At 63.4% G+C, this 4225-nt stretch carries 4 protein-coding genes and 1 pseudogene; all 5 read left to right on the forward strand.

Annotated features, from left to right (window positions below):
- Positions 1–494 (forward strand): annotated as a pseudogene (gene glnA, locus ACQKDV_RS18495) (glutamine synthetase); the annotation flags it as partial.
- 401 nt (positions 495–895) lie between these two features.
- A complete protein-coding gene (locus tag ACQKDV_RS18500; protein WP_004134334.1) occupies positions 896–1234 on the forward strand; it encodes a P-II family nitrogen regulator in 339 nt (112 codons plus the stop codon).
- A 21-nt stretch (positions 1235–1255) separates the two neighbouring features.
- Entirely contained in the window at positions 1256–2683 is a 1428-nt protein-coding gene (locus ACQKDV_RS18505; RefSeq protein WP_427785718.1) for an ammonium transporter, read from the forward strand.
- Positions 2684–2843: 160 nt separating this feature from the next.
- Positions 2844–3590 (forward strand): N-acetylmuramoyl-L-alanine amidase, encoded by a 747-nt coding sequence (locus ACQKDV_RS18510; RefSeq protein ID WP_427785719.1) that lies wholly within the window; start codon positions 2844–2846, stop codon positions 3588–3590.
- Between the two features lie 61 nt (positions 3591–3651).
- Positions 3652–4206: a hypothetical protein gene (locus tag ACQKDV_RS18515; RefSeq protein WP_427785720.1), complete on the forward strand. Its 555-nt coding sequence runs from the start codon at positions 3652–3654 to the stop codon at positions 4204–4206.
- The last annotated feature ends 19 nt before the right edge of the window (positions 4207–4225 follow it).

A 4225-nucleotide genomic window follows, 5' to 3' on the forward strand; every position in this document is an offset into this window, starting at 1 on the left:
GCCGCTCTCCTGCGCGTCGGCAACGCGGCCAGAGCCTGGTTACCTGCTGCCTGGTGCCGGGCTTCGAAGCCCCGGTGATGCTGGCCTATTCGGCCCGCAACCGTTCGGCCTCGTGCCGCATTCCGTGGGTGTCCAACCCGAAGGCACGCCGCATCGAAATGCGCTTCCCCGATCCGATCCAGTCGGGCTACCTCACCTTCACCGCGCTGATGATGGCCGGCCTGGACGGCATCAAGAACCAGATCGACCCGGGCGCACCGAGCGACAAGGATCTGTACGACCTGCCGCCGGAAGAAGAGAAGCTGATCCCGCAGGTCTGCTCCTCGCTGGACCAGGCCCTGGAAGCGCTGGACAAGGACCGTGAGTTCCTCAAGGCCGGTGGCGTGATGAGCGATGACTTCATCGACGGCTACATCGCGCTGAAGATGCAGGAAGTGACCAAGTTCCGCGCGGCGACCCACCCGCTGGAATACCAGCTGTACTACGCAAGCTGACCGGGCGGTGATGGCGGTGGGTACCCCTCCCACCCGCCGCCATCACCTCCGTTCTCTGCGGCTGGGGAGCCGCATATGGCGGGCCTTGTGCCCGCCTTGGTAGAGCGGACCGTTGGTCCGCTGCATTGGGAACGCGGGCCATTGGTCCGTTTTGGCAGAGCGGACGGTTGGTCCGCTTTGGTAGAGCGGACTGTCAGTCCGCTGATCCAGGGGCAAGAGAGACCGGATACGCGACATGGGCCGCCCTCCCTCCCGCGTCGGCCGTGCAAGGAGAGAGGCACGGCTGTCCCGGCCCGGTTCGTGTCCGGTGCAACAGCCACGGCCATCATCACGATGGCCCGTGGTTGCCTGATGCCATCGCGCGTTGGCGCGGTGGCCCCATCCACCATCGGGACATGCGCATGAAACTGATCTCCGCCATCATCCGACCGTTCAAGCTCGACGAGGTCCGCGAGGCCCTCTCCGACGCTGGCGTGTCGGGCATCACCGTGACCGAAGTAAAAGGTTTCGGTCGCCAGAAGGGCCACACCGAGCTGTATCGCGGCGCCGAGTACGTCGTCGATTTCCTGCCCAAGATCAAGATCGAAACCGTGGTCACCGACGAGCGTGCCGACGCGGTGATTGAAGCGATCCAATCGTCTGCAGGCACCGGCAAGATCGGCGACGGCAAGATCTTCGTCACTGCCGTCGAGCAGGTCATCCGTATCCGCACCGGCGAAATCGGTGCCGACGCGCTGTAACCCCTTCCGGAGACTCCCCCAATGAAGATGCGCCTTCTCACCGGGTGGCAAGCCCGGTTCCATCTGGTGTGCCTGTTGATGCTGCTCAGCGCGCTGGCTGCAGGGGCCTGGCCGGGCAATGCCCACGCCCAGGCCCAGGTTTCGCCGCTGCCCACCGAACCGGTCGCGGTCGAGCCGCTGCAGGCTCCGGCGGCGGCTGCCCCCGCCGCCGCTGAAGTTGCGGCCCCCGCCTTCGACCACGGTGACGTGGCCTGGATGCTCACCTCCACCCTGCTGGTGCTGCTGATGGTGGTGCCGGGCCTGGCCCTGTTCTACGGCGGCCTGGTGCGGTCCAAGAACGTGCTGTCGGTGCTCAGCCAGATCCTGGTGGTGTTCTCGCTGGTGCTGCTGCTGTGGGTGGCCTACGGCTACAGCGCGGTGTTCAGTGCAGGCAACCCGTTCTTCGGTTCGTTCACCGAGTTCGCGTTCCTGAAGGGCTTCACCCCTGACTCGGTTGGCAACACGCCCATCAAGGGCCTGCCGGATTACCTGTTCGTTGCCTTCCAGTCGACCTTCGCCGGCATCACCACCGCCCTGATCGTCGGCGCCTTCGCCGAGCGCATCAAGTTCCGCGCGGTGCTGCTGTTCTCGGCGCTGTGGTTCACCCTCAGCTACATCCCGATGGCGCACATCGTCTGGGGTGGCGGCTACCTGGGCGAAATGGGCGCCATCGACTTCGCCGGTGGCACCGTGGTGCACATCAACGCGGGTGTGGCCGGCCTGGTCGGCGCTTGGTTCCTGGGCAAGCGCCTGGGCTATGGCCAGACCGCACTGAAGCCGCACAACGTGCCGTTCACCTACATCGGCGCGATGCTGCTGTGGGTGGGCTGGTTCGGCTTCAATGCCGGCTCGGCCGCTGCGGCTGACACCGTTGCTTCGCTGGCCTTCCTCAACACCGTGCTGGCTACGGCCGCTGCAGTGCTGGGCTGGACCCTGGTCGAGGCGATCACCAAGGGCAAGCCGTCGGCACTGGGTGCAGCCTCGGGTGCGGTGGCCGGCCTGGTCGGCATCACCCCGGCCTGCGGTACCGTGGGCCCGCTCGGCGCGATCGTGATCGGCCTGGTGGCCGGTGTGGTCTGCGTGTGGGGTGTTACCGGCCTCAAGCGCCTGCTGAAGGTGGACGACACCGCCGACGTGTTCGGTGTGCACGGCGTCGGCGGCATCGTCGGTGCCATCCTCACCGGTGTGTTCAGCGCACAGTCGCTGGGTGGCACCAAGGCTGATCTGGACATCGGCCACCAGGTGTGGGTGCAGGTGGTCAGCGTCGGCCTCACCGTGGTCTGGTCGGCGGTGGTCACCGCGGCCATCCTGCTGCTGGTGAAGGTGGTGGTCGGCCTGCGCGTGACCGAAGAGGCCGAGCGTACCGGCCTGGATGTCACCTCGCATGGTGAATCGGCCTACGAGGCCTGATGTAAGGGCAGCCTGGGTCTGTGCCGACCGATGGTCGGCACAGACCTCTGCTTTGGTGGGTGCCGACCGTTGGTCGGCACTCCCATTGCCTTGGTGGGTACCGACCGTTGGTCGGTACCGCGGCATGCATCATCGCGCCTGATCGCGCACAATCGAGTCCATGCACCCGATCCGCACGCCCCTGATGCTCTCGGCCTGCCTGCTGCTGGCCGCCTGTGCTTCCACCCCGCACGAAAGCCGCAACCCGCTGGCGACCTGGGTGCCATCGCCGAACCAGAACGCGCGCGTGCCGGTCATCATCGTCATCCACCACACCGAGCAGGATTCGGTGCAGCAGAGCCTACACACCCTGCGCACCGCCAACAGCGGCGGCCGGGTCAGCGCGCATTACCTCATCGGTGCCGATGGCCACCGCTACCAGCTGGTCAGTGACGAACGCCGCGCCTGGCACGCCGGTTCCGGTCGCTGGGGCACCATCACCGATCTCAATTCCGCCTCCATCGGCATCGAGCTGGACAACAACGGCAGCACGCCGTTCGCACCTGCGCAGATCACTTCGCTGATCCAGTTGCTGCGTGACCTTAGCGAGCGCCTGAACATCCCGCCGCGACAGGTGATCGGCCACGCCGATCTCGCACCGACGCGCAAGGCTGATCCCAGCCGTTTCTTCCCGTGGCAGCAGCTGGCCGAAGCAGGTTTCGGCGTGTGGCCTCGCGCCAGCGATGGTCCCGCGCCGGAAGGCTTCGATGCCTGGAATGCGATGGCACGCTTCGGTTATCCGTTGGAAGATCGCGACGCGGCGGTCGCCGCCTTCCATCGCCGCTTCCGTGGCAGCGACGATCTGCCGAAGACGCTGGACGCCGAGGACGCCCGGATCCTGCATTCGTTGCTCCTGCAGACGCCGTAGCCATTAAAGATGGCGAAACCAAAGCATTTTATAGAGTGCATGCATAATTATTGAGGTGGCGATGAAGCAGGAGACGGTTCACGCATTAATTACGGCGAAGACAATCCTCGACGATTCTAGGCGGCTGATCGGACTGGCCAATCAACATGGATGCTCTGCTGGTCTAATTCTTCTTCAAGATGCTCTAGAGATAGTTTTTCTGTGCTGCTTGAAGGAGATTGGGTCTGATCAGAACAGAAATCTTGAATCTTTCTCTTTCGATCAGCTCATAGGAGAGCTCGGCGGAAGTGGCTTCAAAGTACCGAAATCTGGCACTCTGAAAGCTCTGAATAAGCAGAGGGTGATTGTCAAGCACTACGGTCAGCTGACGGATGTGGCATCGACAGAGGTGTATCTACTGGCAGCTGAAGAAGCTATTACAGCTTTGTTGAAAGCAGTGATAGGCAAGGACATAACCGAGGTGTTCTTGTCTGACTTGCTTCCGGAGAATCACGTTCTTCAACCCTACCTTCAATCGGCAGCTACCTTTATCCGTCTGGAGAACTATCTTGAGGCGCTTAAGGAGGTAAGAAAGGCGTACGGCGGTCTCAACTTGCAAGCGCAACACGTGAGTTGAATTGATCGATTTCCAAAGC

The organism is Stenotrophomonas sp. NPDC077659 (genome assembly GCF_050268705.1).
Taxonomy (GTDB): domain Bacteria; phylum Pseudomonadota; class Gammaproteobacteria; order Xanthomonadales; family Xanthomonadaceae; genus Stenotrophomonas.

Excerpts from the sequence above, each read along its gene's own strand:
- ACQKDV_RS18500 (WP_004134334.1), top strand. The coding sequence starts at position 896 with ATGAAACTGATCTCCGCCATCATCCGACCGTTCAAGCTCGACGAGGTC.
- ACQKDV_RS18505 (WP_427785718.1), top strand. The coding sequence starts at position 1,256 with ATGAAGATGCGCCTTCTCACCGGGTGGCAAGCCCGGTTCCATCTGGTG.
- ACQKDV_RS18510 (WP_427785719.1), top strand. The coding sequence starts at position 2,844 with ATGCACCCGATCCGCACGCCCCTGATGCTCTCGGCCTGCCTGCTGCTG.
- ACQKDV_RS18515 (WP_427785720.1), top strand. The coding sequence starts at position 3,652 with ATGAAGCAGGAGACGGTTCACGCATTAATTACGGCGAAGACAATCCTC.